General features: G+C 70.3%; 14 protein-coding genes and 1 tRNA gene. 9 read left to right on the top strand and 6 right to left on the bottom strand.

The window, feature by feature from the left end; all coding sequences use genetic code 11:
• Nucleotides 1-41 precede the first annotated feature (41 nt).
• Nucleotides 42-2,063 (top strand): FAD/NAD(P)-binding protein, encoded by a 2,022-nt coding sequence (locus tag ACX80P_RS13355; RefSeq protein ID WP_459278598.1) that lies wholly within the window; start codon nucleotides 42-44, stop codon nucleotides 2,061-2,063.
• 165 nt (nucleotides 2,064-2,228) lie between these two features.
• Here ACX80P_RS13355 and ACX80P_RS13350 read toward each other — a convergent pair whose 3' ends face one another.
• Both ACX80P_RS13350 and ACX80P_RS13345 read right to left on the bottom strand, forming a co-directional pair.
• Nucleotides 2,229-6,782 (bottom strand): ExeM/NucH family extracellular endonuclease, encoded by a 4,554-nt coding sequence (locus ACX80P_RS13350; RefSeq protein ID WP_459278597.1) that lies wholly within the window; start codon nucleotides 6,780-6,782, stop codon nucleotides 2,229-2,231.
• A gap of 221 nt (nucleotides 6,783-7,003) precedes the next feature.
• Entirely contained in the window at nucleotides 7,004-7,516 is a 513-nt protein-coding gene (locus ACX80P_RS13345; RefSeq protein WP_459278596.1) for a septum formation family protein, read from the bottom strand.
• A gap of 277 nt (nucleotides 7,517-7,793) precedes the next feature.
• Between ACX80P_RS13345 and ACX80P_RS13340 the strand changes: the two genes are divergently transcribed.
• Nucleotides 7,794-9,227 carry a DUF2252 domain-containing protein gene (locus tag ACX80P_RS13340; protein WP_459278595.1) on the top strand — a complete coding sequence of 478 codons (1,434 nt, stop codon included), beginning with the start codon at nucleotides 7,794-7,796 and terminating at the stop codon, nucleotides 9,225-9,227.
• Nucleotides 9,228-9,333: 106 nt separating this feature from the next.
• On the opposite strand, the gene ACX80P_RS13335 is transcribed toward ACX80P_RS13340, so the two are convergent.
• Nucleotides 9,334-9,421 (bottom strand) — tRNA-Ser (locus ACX80P_RS13335).
• Between the two features lie 63 nt (nucleotides 9,422-9,484).
• On the opposite strand from ACX80P_RS13335, the gene ACX80P_RS13330 reads away from it, so the two are divergent.
• The 6 genes from ACX80P_RS13330 (at nucleotide 9,485) to ACX80P_RS13305 (ending at nucleotide 14,915) form a co-directional block, all read left to right on the top strand.
• A complete protein-coding gene (locus ACX80P_RS13330; RefSeq protein ID WP_459278594.1) occupies nucleotides 9,485-10,465 on the top strand; it encodes an NAD(P)H-quinone oxidoreductase in 981 nt (326 codons plus the stop codon).
• Nucleotides 10,466-10,669: 204 nt separating this feature from the next.
• Nucleotides 10,670-10,921: a hypothetical protein gene (locus ACX80P_RS13325; RefSeq protein WP_459278593.1), complete on the top strand. Its 252-nt coding sequence runs from the start codon at nucleotides 10,670-10,672 to the stop codon at nucleotides 10,919-10,921.
• Nucleotides 10,922-11,129: 208 nt separating this feature from the next.
• Nucleotides 11,130-13,406, top strand: a complete 2,277-nt coding sequence (locus tag ACX80P_RS13320) for a carbon starvation CstA family protein (protein WP_459278592.1) — start codon at nucleotides 11,130-11,132, stop codon at nucleotides 13,404-13,406.
• Nucleotides 13,406-13,615: a YbdD/YjiX family protein gene (locus tag ACX80P_RS13315; RefSeq protein WP_459278591.1), complete on the top strand. Its 210-nt coding sequence runs from the start codon at nucleotides 13,406-13,408 to the stop codon at nucleotides 13,613-13,615. The genes ACX80P_RS13320 and ACX80P_RS13315 overlap by 1 nt, the downstream gene beginning before the upstream one ends.
• 165 nt (nucleotides 13,616-13,780) lie before the next feature.
• The gene (locus tag ACX80P_RS13310; protein ID WP_459278590.1) at nucleotides 13,781-14,452 is read left to right on the top strand and encodes a bacterial proteasome activator family protein; all 672 of its coding nucleotides are present in this window, start codon (nucleotides 13,781-13,783) and stop codon (nucleotides 14,450-14,452) included.
• A gap of 7 nt (nucleotides 14,453-14,459) precedes the next feature.
• Nucleotides 14,460-14,915 (top strand): hypothetical protein, encoded by a 456-nt coding sequence (locus ACX80P_RS13305; protein ID WP_459278589.1) that lies wholly within the window; start codon nucleotides 14,460-14,462, stop codon nucleotides 14,913-14,915.
• Here ACX80P_RS13305 and ACX80P_RS13300 read toward each other — a convergent pair.
• Nucleotides 14,909-16,630, bottom strand: a complete 1,722-nt coding sequence (locus ACX80P_RS13300; protein WP_459278588.1) for a hypothetical protein — start codon at nucleotides 16,628-16,630, stop codon at nucleotides 14,909-14,911. The genes ACX80P_RS13305 and ACX80P_RS13300 overlap by 7 nt on opposite strands.
• A gap of 119 nt (nucleotides 16,631-16,749) precedes the next feature.
• On the opposite strand from ACX80P_RS13300, the gene ACX80P_RS13295 reads away from it, so the two are divergent.
• On the top strand, nucleotides 16,750-17,589 hold the full coding sequence (locus ACX80P_RS13295; RefSeq protein ID WP_459278587.1) for an aldo/keto reductase: 840 nt from the start codon (nucleotides 16,750-16,752) through the stop codon (nucleotides 17,587-17,589).
• Between the two features lie 63 nt (nucleotides 17,590-17,652).
• On the opposite strand, the gene fliW is transcribed toward ACX80P_RS13295, so the two are convergent.
• Together fliW and flgL are read right to left on the bottom strand one after the other, a co-directional pair.
• The gene (gene fliW, locus ACX80P_RS13290; RefSeq protein ID WP_459278586.1) at nucleotides 17,653-18,024 is read right to left on the bottom strand and encodes a flagellar assembly protein FliW; all 372 of its coding nucleotides are present in this window, start codon (nucleotides 18,022-18,024) and stop codon (nucleotides 17,653-17,655) included.
• On the bottom strand, nucleotides 18,021-18,896 hold the full coding sequence (gene flgL, locus ACX80P_RS13285; protein ID WP_459278585.1) for a flagellar hook-associated protein FlgL: 876 nt from the start codon (nucleotides 18,894-18,896) through the stop codon (nucleotides 18,021-18,023). The genes fliW and flgL overlap by 4 nt, the downstream gene beginning before the upstream one ends.
• Nucleotides 18,897-18,900: the final 4 nt, after the last annotated feature.

The raw sequence follows: 18,900 nt of genomic DNA, 5'->3' as shown, positions 1-18,900 counted from the left end.
GGTGGATCAGGCCCGGGCGCCGCGTTGGATACTCTGGACCGGTGGAGAATCAGGACGCACGGCAGGTCGCGGTCATCGGCGGGGGGCCCCGCGGCACCTCCGTGGTCGAGCGGCTGATCGCCGGGCACCGAGCCCTCGGAGCATCGGCTCCGGCGCTCGTCGTCCACGTCGTCGAACCGGAGGAACCCGGACCCGGGCACGTCTGGCGGACGGACCAGTCGCGGCTCTTCCTGATGAACACGCCCTGCCTGTATCCGACGGTGGTGCCCGTCGGCGCCCCGGCCGCGAGCATCTCCGCGTCGCCCGTGGGGCTGTCCTTCGACGCGTGGCGCGAGCGTGCGGGCGCGGGCCTCGTCCCGGGGATCGACGACGACGACCTCGCGGAATGCGCCCGACTCGCGGCACGGGACTTCCCGAGCAGGGCGCTCTACGGCCGGTACCTCGCCTGGGTCTTCGCGGAAGCGGTGCGGGCAGCGCCGGCCGGTGTCACCGTGATCCACCGCCGCAACGAGGCCGTGAGCCTCGACCGCGGCACGCCCCGCTCCGACGGGTGGGAATGGCGCATCACCCTCGACGACGGGTCGCAGTTCGTCGCCGACGACGTCGTCCTGGCACTCGGTCATATCGCCGCGACCCTGACCCCGGAACAGGGTCGGCTGCAGGACGCCGCGGCACGGCACGGACTGCAGTACTGGCCGCCTGCCGTCCCGGCCGACGTCTCCTGGAACCGGCTCCCGGCGGGGAAGACCGTCCTGGTCCGGGGGCTCGGGCTCAACTTCTTCGACGCCATGATCCAGGTGACGGAGGGTCGCGGCGGCCGGTTCTCCCGGGGAGACGGCGGGCGGCTCGTCTACACGCCCTCCGGGAAGGAACCCCGCCTCGTGGCCGCCTCCCGACGGGGCGTCCCCTACCGGGCCAAGGCCTCCCTCGACTCGTACCTCCCGCGCAGCGTCGTCCTGCGCTTCTGCACCGCCGAACGCGTCCTCTCGTTCAGGGCGTCCGGCGTCCAGCCCGGCTTCGACCACGACCTGTGGCCCCTCCTGCACCGCGACGTGCTGTGGGCCTACTACTCGACGCTCTGCCGCACCGCGCCCCGGGCACTCCGCACGCAGCCGGCGGCGTTCCTCTCCGAACTCGACGCCGCCCTCGCGGGGGACGACACGGGCTGGGCAGCCGCGGCCGGTGACGCCGTCGCGCGGGCCGTGCCGGCAGACCTGCGGGTCGACGTCGAAGCACTCGCCCACCCCTTCGCCGGACGTCGCTTCGCGGACGGTGAGGCCTTCACCGCAGCCGTGCTCGCCTATCTGGAGGCGGACGCCGCGGGGTCGGCGAAGGGCGAGGACGATCCCCTGAAGATGGCGATCGGGGCCCTGAATGCGGGGCGCACGGTGATCAAGCAGACCGTCGCAGACGGAGGGATCTCGGACTCCTCCTGGAACGCGGAGCTGCGCGGATGGTTCGAGCCGCTCGTCGAGGGCCTCGCGAGCGGACCGCCCCCTCAGCGCATCGAACAGCTCGCGGCACTCGTCCGCGCGGGCGTCGTCCGCTTCGTCGGGCCGAACCCCGCGTTCGGGTTCGACCCGGAGACCGGACTGTTCCGGGCGGCCTCGCCGTGGGTCCGGGGGGACTCGTTCACGGCACGCTATCTCGTCGAGGCGATGATGCCCGCGAACCGGGTGTCCACGAGCCTCTCCCCGCTGATGCGCCAGATGCTGCACCAGGGCGTGGTCCGGCCGGCGACATCCATGGGCGCGGACGGCACCCCCGTCACCTCCAGCGGGCTGGACGTCACCCGGCCTCCCTACCGGGCCGTCGACAGCGCCGGCCGGGACCAGGCGTCCCTCTTCGTGATCGGTCTCCAGCTGGCGTCCGTACAGTGGGGTACCGCCATCGCCGCCCAGGCCGGCGCGCCGCTCGAAGCCGGCAGCAGGACCTTGCTCGACGCCGATGCGATCGCCGGCGCGATCCTCGACCGGGCGTCGGGACCGATGCCCGGCTCGGTCCCGCCCCCTGCCGAGCGGCGCACGGCGGCCACGGTGAACGCGCCCTCGACCGCCGCCTGAGGCATCGATGGCGACTGCCGCCGGGCCGCCGCCAGGGGTTGACCGCCGGACGGACGACCGGGCCCGCCACCCACGCGCCGAACGACGGAGGGACCCCCACCTGTATCGAACTGGTGGGGATCCCTCCGTCATGCCCGACCGGTCGCGGTGCGACCGGTCACCGACCTAGCCTTCGAGGCAGCGGTCGTAGTTCGCCAGGTGCGCGCGGTAGCTGACCCAGGCTCCGTTGTTCGCGCCCTCGGCCGGCGCGGTCGGCTTGGAGCAGGCCGGCTTTCCGGGCTTGATCGGCTTGCCGGGCTTCTCAGGCTTCCCCGGCTTCACGGGAGCGGGCGGTTCGGTCGGGATGGCGGCCTCGACCGTGACCGGCAGGGTGACCGTCGTCGAGCTCGGAGCAGCAGTCAGGACGATGCGCCCCTGTCCGCCGGCCGTCGCCGGAACGGTGAGGTTCACCGTGGCGCTGCCGTCCGCGACCGGGACGCTGCCCAGCTCGGTGCTGGTCCCGTCCGCAGCCACGTAGCGCGCGGCGAGCGTGGTGTTGGCCGGGCTGCCGAGTGACGTGAGATCGAGCTTCGACACGGTGAAGGAGACGGCGGTGCCGGCCTTCACCGTGGTCGGGGCGCCCTGTACCTGGACGCTGCGGCGGTCGAACGACGGCGACAGCGGGCTGTTCGCCTTGATGTAGTCGATCCACGCGTCGCGGTCCACGAGACCCGACTCGCGGGTGTCGGTGCCCTCACGGAAGACCGTGAAGTTGTCGCCACCCTGCGCCAGGAAGCTGAACGTGCCGATCCGGTAGTCCTTCGCCGGGTCGAGGGGTGCACCGTCGATCATGACCGAGGTGATCCTCGAACCCCGCGCGAGGGCCGGATCGTAGGTGACGCTCACGTTGTCCGACAGGCCGAGGGCCAGGAAGGACCGCGAACTGCCGTCCGGCTGCCACTGCTGCTCGAGCATCGCCCTGAACTGCGCACCGGTCAGGGTGGTGGTCCAGAGGTCATTGACGAACGGCAGCACCGCATTCGCCTCGGCGAACGTCACGACGCCATCCGGAGCGTAGTAGAGCTCGTTGCGGAGCCCGCCCGGGTTGACGACGCCGATCTGCGCACCGCCACGCTCGGCCGGCGCGAGGCTGGCCCGCAGCGAGTCGGCGACGAGGTTGCCGAGGGTGGACTCGCTGGCGCGGTCGTCGCGGGCGGCACCCGCGAAGGCCGTCGTGATGTCGCTGGTGACCGTGCCGACCGGCTGGTTGCCGATGACGGCGGCCTGCGCCAGCGCTGCATCCACGATGGTCTTCACGGCGGCGACGCGCGGGTAGGTGCCCACGAGTGCTGCATCCGTCTCGGTGGTGCGTGCGACGTTGCGGGCCGTGTAGGACTCGACGTCGCCGGTCGCGGTGTCGACGGTCAGCGTGATCTGGCCGACGAATGCGCCGTAGGACCCGGTCTGGAGGATCGGCCGGGTCTCGCCTGCTGCACCGGGGACGGGGGCGTCCCACGCGTACTGCTTGTGCGTGTGACCGGTGAAGATGGCATCCACGAGGGGCGTCGTTTCCGTGACGATCTCGGCGAACACCCCGCCGGCCGCGACTTCCTGCTCGAGCGTGGCACCCTCGACGACGCCGTCCCCGGCGCCCTCGTGGTACTCGGCGACGATGACGTCGGCGAGGTCCTGTGCCTCGATCTCCTTGGCGACACGGTTCACGGCCTCGACGGGATCCCCGAACTCGAGGCCGGACACTCCGCTCGGAGTCACCAGGCCGGGTGTCTCCTCGGTGACGACACCGATCACCGCGACGTCGACGCCGTCGACCGTGATGATCGAGTACTCGTCGAGGGCGGGCTCGGTGGTGCCCTTGGTGTACACGTTCGCGCCCAGGTAGGGGAAGCCCGCCGCGTCGGAGACGCGGCCTGTCAGGTCCTCGAAGCCCTTGTCGAACTCGTGGTTGCCCACGGCGGATGCGCGGAGTTCCAGGGTGTTCAGGACGTCGATCGTCGGCTTGTCGTCCTGGAGCGCCGAGGCGAACAGGGACGCGCCGATGTTGTCGCCGGCCGAGAGGAAGGCGGTCTTGTCATCGCCGAACTCGGCACGGAGCTTCTCGACGGTCCCGGCGAAGCGCACCGTGTTTGAGTCGATGCGGCCGTGGAAGTCGTTGATGTTCAGCAGGTTGAGTTCCGCTGTGGTGTCGGCCGGTGCGAGGTCCAGGCCGACGATCACGGGATCGTGGTCGCTGGCGCGGTACGGATCCGCCCGGTAGTAGTCGGTGACGTTGTTGTTGTACCGGCTGTACTCGAGGGCGACCGACTCGACGGAGTTGATGTTCCACGTGTCCACTCCGGACACCGTGGCGTCCGCTGTCGGCGACGCCAGGATGTGGTCGAGGGAGCCGCTGAGGCCCGAGAAGACGTAGGAGAAGCTGCCGTCCTTCTCGCCCTGGTTGACGTACCCGGCCTCGTAGAGGACCTGCATGGGGTCCTCCTGCGTGTAGGAGTTGAAGTCCCCGGTCAGGAAGACCTTGTCCGTCTTCGCCGCCGTCTTCATGGACTCGGCGAACGCGACGAGGGCCCGGGCCTGGTCCACGCGCGCGGCGTTCCAGGCGCCCTGGCCGTCACCGGAGTCGGCGTTGGTGCCCGAGCTCGGGCCGGAGCCCTTGGACTTGAAGTGGTTGACGATGGCGAGGAAGGTCTCGTTCCCGGTCCCGCCGACGGGCTTGAAGGCCTGCGCCAGGGGCTTGCGCGCGTTGGTGAACACCACGTTGTCATCGAGGATGACGGACTCGCCCACGGGCTCGGCGGTGGCCTTCTTGTAGATCAGGGCCGTGCGGATGACGTCTTCGTTCTCCAGGGCCGGCAGCGCCGCGGGGGAGCGGACGTAGTCCCAGGTGCCCGGCGCCTTCTCGTTGAGCGCGTCGGTGAGGGTCTTGAGTGCGAAGTCGCGATCCTTGCCGAACTTCGCGGAGTTCTCGATCTCCATGAGGGTGACGACATCGGCGTCGAGTGCGTTGATCGCCGAGACGATCTTCGCCTCCTGGCGCTCGAGGTTCTCCTGGTTCGCGGCGCCGCGGGCGTCGCATCCGCCTCTCACCGTGATGGGGTTCCCGGCGCGGTCGGTGTTGTAGGTGCAGCCCGTGAGCTGCTCACCGGTCGTCGCGAAGTAGTTCAGCACGTTGAACGAGGCGATCTTGACGTTCCCGCCGACCTCCTCCGGGGCGGCAGGGCGCTCGCCGGCGAACTGCACGGGCTGGACGCCGTCGGGGCCGGCGCCGTCGAGCTCGGCGAGCGGCTGGAACTTCCAGGCGCTGTTGCGGTAGTCCAGGACCACCGGGGAGGTGAACTGCGCGCTGTAGCCGACGCGGACCGGCTGTGCCGGGGTGAGGTACGGCAGCGCCTTGCCGCGGTTGACCTGGGTGAAGAAGTTGGTCGATGCGCCGTCGTCGAGCCTGATGCTGCGGGCGGCGTTGTCGGCGATGACCGCAGCGTTCTCGGGCGTGCCCGGGCGAGCGACGTCGGTGGGCTGGCGGAGGCGCTCGGTACCGGCGGCGAGGGTGAGCTCGCCGTACTGGTTCAGCGCGTAGTTGTCGGCCACGGTGAAGGCCCCGGAGGGCTGGAAGAGCATGCCCTCCACCGCTTCACGTGCGGCGTCGGTGGCGGGGAGCGCGATGGCGGAGGCCTTCGGTTCCTCGGCGGGCTCGGTGAGCTTCACCGTGCCGCCTGCGGCGACGGTGAGCTGCGTCAGGTTGAAGAACTCGCCGGCGGTGCCGGTGACCTCCACGTGGTCGCCCACGGCGACGGAACCGACGGTCGCGGGGGAGAAGACGAAGATGGCGTCCGACGCCGCCTGGTCCCCGGCCGCCGAACTGCCGGCGGCCTGCAGATAGAAGCCCGCGAAGCCGCCCGTCGGGTACGCCGCCGTGACCTTGCCACGCGTGGTGACGGTCTGTCCGGCCAGCGGCGTGGCGGAGCCGGTGCCCTGGATGTCACGGATGGGGGTGACGACGCCTGGCACCGGAGGGTTGGTGGGCGTCGGCGTCGGCGTGGGCGTCGGTGTGGGCGTGCTGCCGTGGGCGGACGCGTTCATCGGCGTGGTGTCCTGCAGCGTGAAGTCGGTGCCGTTGTTGTCGGTGTCGGTGAACGCGGTGCGGTTCGTGGACTTCGCGCTGCCCGCGCCCGGTGTGGTGGCCGCGGTGCCCTCGAAGGCGTTCGCCGTGCCGTAGCCGAGGAGATCCACCACCCCGGGGACGCCGGCGGCATTGCCGACCGGAAGTGCCCCGACGCTGGTGGACCGGTTCGCCAGGACGATCACGCCGCCCGCGGCACCCGGGTTGAGGCCGGTCACGAGGTCAGGGGTGGGCAGCCCGGCACCGGCCGTACCGTTGCTGCCGCCCTGGATCAGGAAGTAGCCCTTGGCGGGAATGGTCCCGCGGAGGGCGGTCGCGGTCGGCGTGCTGGTGGTCCCGGTGGGCGAGCGGTACTGCAGCGACCAGCCCTCGAGGTTCACCGGAGCATCGGTCGGGTTGTAGAGCTCCACGTACTTGTTGACGAAGGGCGTTCCCGTGGAACCGCCCGTGAGGAACGCCTCGTTGATGATGACGCCGTCTCCCGCGACGGACGCCGTGCCCGGGGGTGTCTCGACCGCGTAGGCCGGCAGTGCGATCATCGGGGAGGCCATGAGCCCCGCCGACAGCGCCGCACCGAGCGCTCCCCTCCATGACGAATTAGCCATTCGTTCGTTCTTCTCCTTGACGATGGCCGCGCGAGCGGCCGCGAGTGAAGCCCGCCGACCCGTGGTGGGTGGGCGTGTCGGCTTTGTGCACCGTATGTGACGCAGGTGACATTCCTATCCCCAGGAGTAGCCAACCAGAACATCCTTAACTCTGGGTTACCAAAACACCAGTGGCCCCGGAAGATCCGGGGCCACTGGCCGCTATTCATGGACGGATGGAGCTATCGGCCCGCATCACGGAGAGTTCCTGTCACCGGGGTCTCCTCCTGCTCGGCGACGAAGCACAGGATCTCGCGGTCCTCCTCGGCGGTCCAGCTCTCCTCGACGGGGTAGAAGGACAGCAGTTCGAGGACGGAGGCGTCATAGTCGACGCCGATGAAGCCCTCGAACTCCTCGGCGCAGTAATCGGAGGCCGCGGCGTTCACCTCGCCCTGGCCCGGGTAGTCGCCGTCGGGCATTCGGGTGGAGGCGAAGGCCTCGAACACGTGCAGCTCGTCGCAGGGGATGACGGGGATGTCCGGCCGCTTCTTCATCCCGGGGTCGTTCATGCAGTCCCCCACGGCGATCGGGGAGGCGTCCGTCCCGGCGTCGGCGGTGCCTTCCGGAAGGCGTTCCGGCTCCTCCGCTCCGAAGGCGCCGCACCCCGCCAGGACCGCGATCGCCGCGATCGCTCCCGCGAGCGCCGTCGCACCCCGACGGCGCTGCAGCGCCCATCCGTCCTGTCCAGTACGCATCGAACCCCATCTCAGGCCACGGATCCGTGGCACACCGGCTGCCCTCGGGACAGTACCGCACGACGGCGCGGTGTCGGGGAAGGCGCGGCACGTGGTCGAGGCGATCACCCCCGGGGGAGGAGGTACGGGACGACGACCGACGATACGGTGACCGCGACGCGGACCCGTCAGGCGGGTCCGCCGTCGGATACCAGGACAGGGCGCTTTCGCGCGCTGAGTACGGACCGGCCCCGGACGACCCGCGCCGGTTTCCCGAGGTGAGGAGAGGTCGCCGATCATGGCCGAGATCAAGATCAAGCACCGAAGTGTCGAGGAGCGTACCGCGAAGGGCAAGCAGTGTCGGGAGAAGTCGCCGGTCTCCGGCCACAAGGGCTGGGTCCCCGCGTCCGACCGGCCCGACCCGATCGCATTGCTCGAGGAACAGAACCTCACCCGGGACCAGGACCTCGTGCCGGTGCGGCACGGGCGGATGCTGGTCTCGCCGTTCACGTTCTACCGGGGTGCGGCCAAGATCATGGCTGCGGACCTGAAGGACACCCCGCGGGCAGGCCTGGTCTCCCAACTGTGCGGGGATGCCCATCTGTCCAACTTCGGCGTCTTCGCCTCCCCGGAGCGGAACCTGTTGTTCGACCTCAACGACTTCGACGAGACGCTTCCGGGGCCGTTCGAGTACGACGTCAAGCGCATGTCCGCGAGCTTCACCATCGCGGCCCGGAACAATGCCTTCACCAGGACGGAAACACGCGATGTGACGCTGAACGCGGTCAGGGCCTACCGGGAAGCGATGGCCCAGTTCGCGCAGATGCGCACCCTGGACATCTGGTACGCCCGGCTGTCCGAGGAACAGCTGCTGGAAACCATCACCATGGCTGTGTCGACGCCGAAGGGCAAGACCCTGAAGAAAGCCGAGGGCCTGGAGAAGACGGCGCGGAAGAACATCGCCAAGGCCCGCACCCGGGACAGCCTGCAGGCACTCTCCAAGCTCGCCGAGCTCGTCGACGGGAAATACCGGATCGTCAGTCAGCCGCCGATCGTCATCCCCCTCCGTGAGCTGGGAGACGCATACGGGATGTCTCCCGACCAGGTGGAACCCGCGATCCGTCGGCAGCTGCGGTCCTACCGGGCCACCCTGCCTCCTGACCGGCGCCAGCTGCTGGAACGCTTCGAGGTCGTCGACATCGCCCGCAAGGTCGTCGGGGTCGGCAGTGTCGGTACCCGGGCGTTCATCGCTCTGCTCCAGGGCCGCGACGAGGAGGATCCCCTGTTCCTGCAGGTGAAGGAGGCCACGCGCTCCGTGCTCGAGGACCACCTGCCGAAGAGCCGGTTCAAGCAGCCCGGCGAGCGGGTGGTGCAGGGCCAGCGGATGATGCAGGCTGCGAGCGACATCTTCCTGGGGTGGACCAAGGGCGTGCAGGACAACCGGTACCTGTACTGGCGCCAACTGCGCGACATGAAGGGCTCGGCCGTCGTGGAGGGAATGAAACCGCTCAACATGACGATCTACGCCGACGTCTGCGGTTGGACCCTGGCACGGGCTCATGCCCGCTCCGGTGACCCGGTCGCGATCGCTGCTTATCTGGGCAAGAACGACAAGTTCGACCGGTCCATCACCGACTTCTCCGAGCGCTACGCGGACCAGAACGAACGCGACTACGAGGCCTTCGCGAAGGCGATCGGTTCGGGCCGCATCGAGGCGTCCGACGCCGTCTAGTCCGACGGCCCGGGCGTTCCGGAGGGGCCTGTGCAACGACAGAGGCCGGTCGAACCGATCCTTCGATCGGCCGGCCGGCCCTGGTTCAGCGCACACTGCTCTCCTGCGGAAGGTAAGGGATTCGAACCCTTGAGACGGGGTAACCGCCCACTGGTTTTCAAGACCAGCTCCTTCGGCCGCTCGGACAACCTTCCCGCCGTTAGTGTTTCATGCGGGGCGGGTGCCGCCCAAATACCCAGGACAGAGCGGAGGACGGCGTGCGCGCAGTCGTGATCGAGGGGGCGGGCGGCCCGGAGGTCCTCTCCGTGACGGAAGTCCCGGCACTGGTGCCGGCGGCAGGCGAGGTGCTCATCGACGTCGTCGCGGCCGGCCTCAACCGCGCCGATGTGCAGCAGCGGCGTGGTTTCTACCCGCCGCCCGCCGGTGCATCCACCGTCCCGGGGCTGGAGGTCTCGGGGCACGTCGCCGACCCGGGTGGTTCGGGCTTCGCGGTGGGGGATGCCGTCGTCGCCCTGCTGGCAGGCGGCGGGTACGCCGACCAGGTCGCGGTGCCGGCGGGACAGGTGGTCCGCGCGCCGTCGGGCGTGGGACTCGTGGAGGCGGCGGCGTTCCCCGAGACGGCCGCGACCGTCTGGTCCAACCTCGTGCTGCAGGCCGGCCTGCGCGGCGGCGACCACGTCCTCATCCACGGGGCGTCCGGCGGGATCGGCCTGATGGCGATCCAGGTGGCCCTCGCCCTCGGAGCGGTCCCTCATGTGACCGCGGGATCTGCCGCCAAGCTCGACGTCGCCCGATCGCTCGGGGTGACGTCACTGATCAACTATCGGGATTCCGATTTCGTCGCGGAAGTCAGGGCGGCGACGGACGGGCGGGGAGTGGACGTCATCCTCGACGTCGTCGGGGCGAAGTACCTGGCACGCAACATCGAGTCCCTCGCGACCGGTGGGCGGCTCATGGTGATCGGGTTGCAGGGTGGCGCGACCGCGGAACTCGACCTCGCGGCACTCATGGGCAGGCGTGCGAGCGTCGCCGGGACCACGCTGCGGTCACGTCCCGTCGCGGAGAAGGCGACGATCATGCGCGCGGTGGAGGAGCACGTCTGGCCCCTCGTGGCCTCCGGTGCGGTGAAGCCCTTCGTGGACCGGACCTTCACGCTCGCGGAGGTCGCGGAGGCGCACAGCTACTTCGACTCCGGGGAGCACATCGGCAAGATCCTGCTGACCACCGGTCCGGAGTGATACGGCGCCGGTCGTCACCGGGCGCCGAGGGTGGCCCTTCGGACAGTCAGGCTCGGTGGTGCGGGATCCTCGGTGGACGTGGACGTGGACGTGGACGTGGACCGCCAGCATCGGTGCAAGCGGCCGGACGAATCATCAGCAGGCTTTCGATCGACGTCGTGCTGTGCAAGGCTGGCAGGACGATCACCCGGAAGGAGCACCACCGTGACCAGCACAGACCACGGCGACGACGACCACGAGGCCGGCCTTGCGCAGGCGGCCGACAGTTTCGCGGAGAACCTCGGCGACCAGGTGCCCGACGGCATCGACAACGGACCGACCGACGACGCCGACGAGCCCGCCGACGGGCGCACCCGGACGCACTCGAGCATCAGCGAGGGCATGAATGCCAACGACGACGAGCCGCCCGCAGTGCTCGGCGACGGGCACGACGGAGGACACCCCACCTCGTCCTGACCGGTACGCGCCGGGAAGCCGGCAGCGAGGGAGATACGGGACGCACCGGGACCGACGGCGCTCGCCGGGAATGCTGACAACGCCGGCCGCTCGCCGCAGCCGCCGGTTCGTTCGGCGCAACCCCCGGTTGCTCCGGCCTGCCCTGTGACGCAGGCCTCATCGGGTTGCTACCTTCGAGGGGATCACACTCTCGCATCCGAGGAGCACCATGAGCAAGAAGCAGAACGGATCCCACCGGCACGCCGACGTGCTGGTGACGGATCCGGACCTGCTGCCGGTCGCCGTCGACCCGCAGCAGGCCGAAGCAGAAGACCGCCGGTGGACGCCGGCGAAGATCGCCCTCTGGGTGGGCATCGCCCTCCTCGGCGGTGTCTCCTGGACGATCCTCGCGATCATCCGCGGTGAGACAGTCAACGCCATCTGGTTCGTCTTCGCGGCGGTCTGCACGTACCTGATCGCCTACAGGTTCTACGCGAAGTTCATCGAGCGGAACCTCCTCAGGCCCGACGACCGGCGTGCGACGCCCGCCGAGTACAAGGGCGACGGCAAGGATCACGCGGCCACCGACCGGCGGGTCCTCTTCGGTCACCACTTCGCCGCCATCGCCGGAGCCGGCCCCCTCGTGGGACCCGTGCTCGCCGCCCAGATGGGCTACCTTCCCGGGACGCTGTGGATCATCATCGGCGTGATCTTCGCCGGAGCGGTCCAGGACTACCTCGTGCTGTTCTTCTCCATGCGCCGCGGCGGACGCTCGCTCGGCCAGATGGCTCGCGAGGAGCTCGGTGTCATCGGCGGGACCGCGGCCCTCATCGCCACGCTGGCGATCATGATCATCATCGTCGCGATCCTCGCCCTCGTCGTCGTGAACGCCCTCGGCGAGAGCCCGTGGGGTGTCTTCTCCGTCTCCATGACCATCCCGATCGCGCTCTTCATGGGCATCTACCTGCGCCACCTGCGGCCCGGCAAGGTCACCGAGGTGTCGGTGATCGGGTTCGTGCTGCTGCTGCTCGCCATCGTCGGCGGCGGCTGGATCTCCGAGACCGCCTGGGGGACCGAACTCTTCACCCTCGACCGCATCACCATCGCGTGGGGCATCATCATCTACGGGTTCATCGCCGCCGTCCTGCCGGTCTGGCTGCTGCTCGCCCCGCGCGACTACCTGTCCACGTTCATGAAGATCGGCACGATCATCATGCTCGCCGTCGCGATCGTCATCACGCGCCCGGAGATCAGCGTCCCCGCGGTCACCCAGTACGCGACCTCCGGGACGGGCCCGGTCGTCGCGGGCACGCTGTTCCCCTTCCTCTTCGTCACGATCGCCTGTGGCGCCCTCTCCGGCTTCCACGCGCTCATCGCCTCCGGCACCACCCCCAAGATGATCGAGAAGGAGCGCCAGACGCGCTTCATCGGCTACGGCGGCATGCTCATGGAGTCCTTCGTGGCCATCATGGCGCTCGTCGCGGCGCTGTCCATCGACCGCGGCATCTACTTCGCCATGAACTCCTCGGCCGCGGCGACGGGCGGCACCATCGAGGGTGCGGTCGCGTTCGTCAACGGCCTCGGCCTGACCGGCGTCAGCCTGACCCCCGAGGCCCTCAGCACCATGGCCTCCAACGTCGGCGAGGAGTCGATCGTCTCGCGGACGGGTGGCGCCCCGACCCTGGCCGTCGGCATCGCCCAGATCATGCAGGGCGTCTTCGGCGGCGCGGGGATGATGGCGTTCTGGTACCACTTCGCGATCATGTTCGAGGCCCTGTTCATCCTCACGGCGGTCGACGCCGGTACCCGCGTGGCGCGCTTCATGCTGCAGGACAGCATCGGCAACTTCGTTCCCCGCTTCCGCGACACCTCCTGGCGTGCCGGGGCCTGGCTCTGCACCGCGATCATGGTGGCCGGCTGGGGCGCGATCCTCATCATGGGCGTCACGGATCCGTTGGGCGGCATCAATACGCTGTTCCCGCTGTTCGGCATCGCGAACCAGCTGCTGGCGGCGATCGCGCTCGCGGTCTGTATGGCGATCTGCGCGAAGCGCGGGTACTTCACGTTCCTGTGGATCCCGGCATTGCCGTTGGCGTTCGCCGCCGTCGTGACCATCACGGCGTCGTTCCTGAAGATCTTCTCGCCGGTCCCGGCCATCGGCTACTGGGCGCAGCACACGGCGTTCCGCGATGCGCTCGCCGCAGGGGAGGAGAGCTTCGGCGCAGCGAAGACCGTCGCCGCCATGGAGGCGGTGGTCCGCAACACCTTCATCCAGGGCACACTGTCGATCGTCTTCGTGGTGCTGGCCATCATCGTCATCACCACCTCGATCATCGCCACCATCAAGGCCTACCGGCGCGGTGGCGGGGCTGATGCGGAGGATGCTCCCGTGGCGTCCCGCGTCTTCGCCCCGGCCGGCCTGATCGCCACCCCTGCGGAGAAGGAACTGGAGGCCCGGTGGGCGGCCCTCGACTCGCGCCGACGTCCGGCGAGGACGGGCCACTGATGACGGCGTCGCAGGTCCTCACCCGGGCGCGGGACACTGCCCGGGAACTGGCCTGGGTGTTCAGGGGGATCATGGGGGAGAACGCCTACCAGGCATACCTCGATCACCATGAACGCACGCACGCCGACGGCCTGCCCATGACCGAGCGGGAGTTCTGGCGGGACAGGACGGACCGCCAGGATGCCAACCCGGAGGGCCGCTGCTGCTAGGCGGGAATCCGTCCACGAAGCCCGACGCCGGAGGAACGGCGTCGGGCTTCGTCGTCCACGGGTCTCCCCGGGGGCCCTCCCGGTCGACCGGGAGGGCCGCGGTGATGCCGGGGCAAGGGGGCGGCCGACCTGCCCGGCCCCCGAGGGTTGTGGGAGCATAGCGGGATGACCGAACAGCAGCCGGGCAGTCCGTCCGAAGCGGTGCCCGCGATCGTGCCCGGTACCCCGGGCCGGACGCAGCCCCCGGCTCCCGCGCCGGCCCCGGCGGGTGCGGCGCCCGCCCCGGCAGGTACTGCCCCGGTCGATGGTGACCCGGTCGGTGGTGCTCCCGCCGACACCACAGCTGCCCCCGGGGACGGGCGCACGGCGTCGCTCGCGGACCTCGTCGACGAACCGGCGAAGGTCATGCGGATCGGCACCATGCTCAAGCAGTTGCTGGAGGAGGTCCGCAGCGCACCGCTCGACGACGCCGGCCGGACCAGGCTCGCCTCCATCCACGAGCGCTCGGTGCGTGAGCTCGAGGACGGCCTCGCCCCGGAGCTCGTCGAGGAGCTGCACCGCATCAACCTGCCCTTCGACGCCGAGTCGGTGCCCACCGATGCGGAGCTGCGCGTCGCGCAGGCGCAACTCGTGGGCTGGCTCGAAGGACTCTTCCACGGCATCCAGACGGCGCTCGCGGCGCAGCAGATGGCCAACCAGCAGCTGGCAGCCCGCCTCCAGCTCCGCCAGCTCCCTCCCGGCACCGTCATAGCCCCCGGCGTCGTCATCGGCGAGGACGGCGAGCCGAAGCGCACCCTGCCCGGCCGCCAGACCTCCGGCCCCGGCCAGTACCTCTGACGGCCCGGTGGCATTCTTCGCAGCGGCGCGGCAGGGCCGGAGGGACGACGCCGAGCTCGGCACCGGGGTGTGGCGCCGCGCCCACGACCGCTTCCGCCGGGGCCTGGACCGCTATCACCAGATCCTCGAGGGCATCGAGGACGACGACGTCTACAACGAACTCGTGGCCGTCGCCGATGTCCTGGGTGCGCTCCTGCCGCGCGTGCGGGCCATCTGCGTGGACGCCCAGGCCTCGTCCCCGAGTACGGGACTCGACATCCCCGGCGCCCTCCTGCCGGTGCACCGCGCGCTGTCCCGGGCGGGCAACACCCTCGCGACCACCGCGGAGGCCGCAGCGATGACGAGGCTCGACGGCGAACGGTGGGGAGTGGCGTCGTCGGGCCTGGACAACGTGCGCCGGCGCGCCCAGCTGGTGGGCGAGGACGTCGAAGAGGCCGAGCGGGCGATGCCGGACCGTCAGTAGGACAGCAGCGTGGTCCCCGGCGCGACGGCGATGTCCCAGATCTCGAGGTCCTGCCCGCCGCACTCCCCCCGCCCGCCGGTCGGCGTGCCGCTGATGAACGGCGCCCGCCGACTCTCGTCCACGTAGGGGTAGCCGCGTTCGTTCAGGACCGTCAGCACCTGCCGGCCCCGCTGGGGGTCCTCGTCCGGATAGGACAGGACCTCTTCGCGCTCGTAGGCGGAGAAGCCGTCCGGCCATCGGAGCAGCACCGACCGGCTGTTGTACTCGAACACCACGCACGCCCGGTCGCCCCCCGCCCCCGAGCGGAGGACGTGGAAGGTGCCGAGTCGGTCCGCGGGCAGATTCTGCACATTGCGGCCCTCGGCCGGGCGGGTCCCGACGACGGATTCCGCTGCGAGCGACCCCGCCGGCGCCCCGCTCGTGTCCAGCGGAAGCTCCTCCGCGGGAAGGGCATCGATGGCGCCGCGCAGTTCGTCGGGCAACGGCGCAGGGTCTCCCGCGATCGTCGTCGTCTCCGGTGAGCGCCGGTCGACCAGCATCAGGACGGACCCTTCGCCCTCGATCGGTGAGAGGACGCCGTCGCCGTCGCGCACCAGGAACAGGATGCGGTCCGGCGGGAAGAGCTCCCGGCTGTAGGGGCGCTCGAGCGTGCTCCGCCCCGTGACGTCGATCATGAGCGTCGTCCCCTCCGCACCGCCCTTCACGATCTGCACGACCGAAGCGGGCTGCAGCATCCGCAGTTCACCCGCGACCTGCGTGGGTTCCACGCTGCCGACGGCCACGACGGCGACGACATCGGCGAGGGCGAACAACCGCTCGACGTCGCCCGCCGGGCCGGGATCGGCGCGCGGGATGAGTGCCACGGCGAGGCCCGCCACGACGGCGAGCAGGCAGAGGGTCCCGAGGATCGCCTGCGCCCGTCGGCCGGGCCAGCGGGGCTGACGGCGGGGGCGGTCGTCGTGCGCTGGGGGCTCGGAGGCAGTCGGCGCGGCCCGGGCGGCGGTGACCGCGGTGACCCCGGTGACCCCGGCCGGTGCGGTCGCTGCTGCTGTCCGGGTCGGAGCGGTGGGACGCTGTCCGCCGGCCGGCGGAGTCTCCCGGGCCCCGGTCCCGACGAGACTCCGCCGGCTGCGGGCCAGGTCCTCCCCGGTGACCGCCTCGGCGGGGTCGGCGGCGGCCAGCGCGGCGGCGAAGGCAGCTATTCCAGGCATTGCCCCTGCCGGCCCGGCTGCTGTATCGCCCGTCGTCGCATCGTCGGCCGTCCCGTTGCCGGCCGTCGCGCCGGTCGTCCCACCACCGGCCGCAGAACCACCGCCCAGGACCGTCAGCGCGCAGACGGCCTCGACGGCAGGGAGGCGTCCCGGCTCGCGCGCTGCCATCCGTGCTGCGTCCTCGACCGGGAGCCCGTCCCAGTGGTGCAGGAGGAGGAGTTCGCGGTCGGCGGGGGCGAGGTCGGCGAGCGCTGCCTGCAGGCGGGAGTCGCCGGTCACTCGGGGCGGCAGCGTCGACGGGAGGTAGCGCTCCAAAGCGGTCCTGGTCGCGCGCAGGACGGCGACGCGGGCGGCTTCAGGGTCCGAGTCCCGGCCGGTGGGGTCCATCTCCACCGACTCGACGGCCTCCTGGGCAGCGGAGGACGCGAGCCGTGTCGAGAGCGAGCGGCGGAAGGCGTACCGGTAGGAGGCGTCGTGCAGGGTGATGCGGTCGTCGCCGAGCACGTCCCACCCCGTTCCCCCGGACCATCGGCGCGGCCGCCACGGCCGGTCCGACACTACGTTGGCTGATAGTTGTCGGTGGAAACCGAAATAAACGGGCTGCGCCGTTGGTTCCCGCCTGTATGACTACATCACCAAACCTTACGTTCAACGACGGCCACACCATCCCGCAGCTCGGCTACGGCGTGTGGCAGGTCGAGGACAACGTGGCCGAGGACGTCGTCGCCAAGGCCTTCAAGGCCGGCTACCGCCACATCGACACCGCCAAGATCTACGGGAACGAAGCCGGCGTGGGTCGCGCCATCGCGTCGTCGGGCCTGAGCCACGACGAAATGTTCATCACCACCAAGCTGTGGAACGCCGACCAGGGCTACGAGAGCACGCTGAAGGCGTTCGAGGAGTCCATGGAGCGCCTCGGCCTCGAGACCCTCGACCTCTACCTCATCCACTGGCTGCAGCCCAAGCAGGGCAAGTACCTGGACACCTGGAAGGCCCTCATCGAGCTGCAGAAGCAGGGACGCGTGAGGAGCATCGGTGTCTCGAACTTCACCGTCGAGGCCCTCAGCGAGATCATCGACGCGACCGGAGTGGTCCCCGTCATCAACCAGGTGGAGACGCACCCCTACCTGAACCAGTCCGAGCTCCGTGCGTTCGAGGCCGAGAAGGGCATCCTCCACGAATCGTGGTCGCCCATCGGGTCCGGCAAGGGGCTGCTCGACGACGCCGTGCTGCAGGACATCGCACAGAAGCGCAATGCCACTCCCGCGCAGGTCGTCATCGCCTGGCACCTCGCGCTCGGCAACGTGGTCATCCCGAAGTCCGTCACGGAGTCCCGCATCATCGAGAACTGGGAGTCACTCGACGTCACGCTCGAGGACGAGGACATCGAGGCCATCAACGGGCTCGACAAGGGCGAGGCCGGGCGCATCGGAGCCGATCCCGCGACGGCCGACTTCGCGTAACCTCCGCACCCCGTCAGGAGCCGCCCGGCATCGCCGGGCGGCTCTTCGCATGTCCGGCGGGCGTCAGGCGGCCTGGGCCAGCGACGCCCGGAGCGGGTAGTCGGTTCCCTCGAGGATGAGCTGCACGCAGCGTCCCGTCGTCGGGTCCAGGACGATCGGCGCTGCCAGGTTGACGGTCGTACCGCCCGGGCCGGGATTCGCGACGACGAACAGGTGGGCCCCCGGTACGTCCGGTCCGAGGACGTCGCGCTGCGCGTCCGTGAAGCGGGGACTGTATTGCGGAACGTAGGTTGCGGCATCGAGGAGGAACAGGCGCACGCCTGCGTTCTCCGCCGCAGTGAGGCTGAACAGGCCTGTCGCGCCCTGCACCTGCTCGAGGTCGAACTCCGTGAGCGGCGCGAGCCCGGGGGGAGGTGTGACGAACGCGGCCCTCATCGCAGGAAGTCCATCAGGGAGGGCTGCAGCACGCGGGCCGAGACGGCGAGCGCGCTCTGGTAGGCGGTCTCCTGGAGCTTGAGGTCCAGGATGACGGATGCGAGGTCCACGTCTTCCACCGTGGCGCGTTCTCCTTCGAGGGCCAGCGAGGCATCGGCGACGGCGTCCTTGGCTTCGAGCAGACGCGCATGGCGTGTGCCGATCTCGCTGTGCTGGGCGGTGAGGTCCTGGATGCGCTGCTGGAGCGGCGCGAGGTGTACCGAGACGTCCTTGCCGGCGCGCAGGTCCGCGGCGATGGTGTCCAGCAGGGCGAACGCCGAGGTGCTGCCGCTGCCGAAGACGGCCGCGCCGTCCGCGTCGACGCGCACGCCCCGGCCCGGCCCGATCCGACGCTCCACCGTGCCGCCGTCCGCGAAGCTGAGGTCCGGGCGGAGCGCGGCGGGTGCGTCGGTGTTCCCGGCGAACAGGAACCGGCCTGCGTAGGTGGCGTTCGCCTGGCCGGCGAGTCCGGCGCGCAGGGACTCGATGTCGAGTGCCAGGGCCTCCCGTGCGGCAGGGGGCAGGGCCGAGTTGGCGCCCTGCAGCGTGAGGTCGTTGACGCGGTCCAGCGCGCGCTTCGACGACGTCATCGCGTTGTCGAGCTGCGAGAGCCATCCCTCGCCGTTGGCGATGTTCCGGGAGTACTGCTCGTTCGCGCGGATCTCGGCGCGGACGCGCAGCGCCTCGCCCGCGGCGGCCGGATCGTCGGACGGTCGGCTCATCGCCTTCTGGCTCGACGCCTTCTCCTGCAGTTCGGCGAGTCGTGCAAGATTGTGCTGCAGTGAGCGCTGGGCTCCCTGCATCATGGTCTGGTTGGTGACGCGCGTGATCATGGTG

The organism is Arthrobacter arabinosi (assembly GCF_054511115.1).
This window is presented reverse-complemented; position numbering and strand designations above follow the sequence as displayed.